Source organism: Lyngbya sp. CCAP 1446/10 (genome assembly GCF_026130175.1).
Taxonomy (GTDB): domain Bacteria; phylum Cyanobacteriota; class Cyanobacteriia; order Cyanobacteriales; family Microcoleaceae; genus Microcoleus.
Genome location: NZ_JAIGNI010000169.1, coordinates 1 through 747, shown reverse-complemented (window position 1 = coordinate 747; position 747 = coordinate 1). Strand labels below are relative to the sequence as shown.

Here is a 747-nt window from a genome sequence, read left to right as displayed (position 1 = left end):
TCATAAGTAGCTGTTGCTGGAATCCTTGCTCTGCCAATATTAATTTAGTCATATAATATGCTATCCTTACGACCAAATTGCCCTGATTGTGGTTCAAATCACATAGTTAAAAATGGTAAAATTCATAATAAAAAACCAAAATACAAATGTCAAAGTTGCGGTCGCCAATTTGTCGAAAATCCGACAAATAAAGTAATCAGCTCACAAACAAAAGATTTAATCGATCGACTTCTTTTGGAGAAGATTTCTTTGGCTGGCATAGCTAGAAGCACGGGTGTTTCTCAAAAATGGTTACAGGATTACGTAAATAATAAATATGCCTCAATCGAACGCAGAGTAAAGGTTAAACCTAAAAAAAAAGTCAGATTGAATGTTGAATGTGATGAACTGTGGTCATTTGTAGATTGCAAACAAAATAAGCAATGGGTGTGGTTAGCAATGGATAGAGAAACCAGAGAAATTATTGGTGTTTATATTGGGGATCGCAGCGAAGAAGGAGCAAAACAATTATGGAATTCTCTCCCTCCTGTCTATCGACAATGTGCTGTTTGCTATACAGATTTTTGGGCTGCGTATGCTTGTATTTTTCCAAGCAAACGCCATCAGCCAGTTGGTAAAGACAGTGGAAAAACTAATCACATTGAAAGATTTAATAATACTTTGCGCCAACGTATTTCTCGTCTCGTAAGAAAGACTCTTTCATTTTCTAAAAAGTTAGAAAACCATATTGGTGCTATTTGGTATTTT

At 35.5% G+C, this 747-nt stretch carries 1 protein-coding gene; it reads left to right on the top strand.

Annotation, left to right across the window (positions count from 1 at the left end):
- Positions 1-57: 57 nt before the first annotated feature.
- Positions 58-747: IS1 family transposase (locus K4039_RS29710; protein WP_265240113.1), on the top strand; the 690-nt coding region annotated here is incomplete at its 3' end.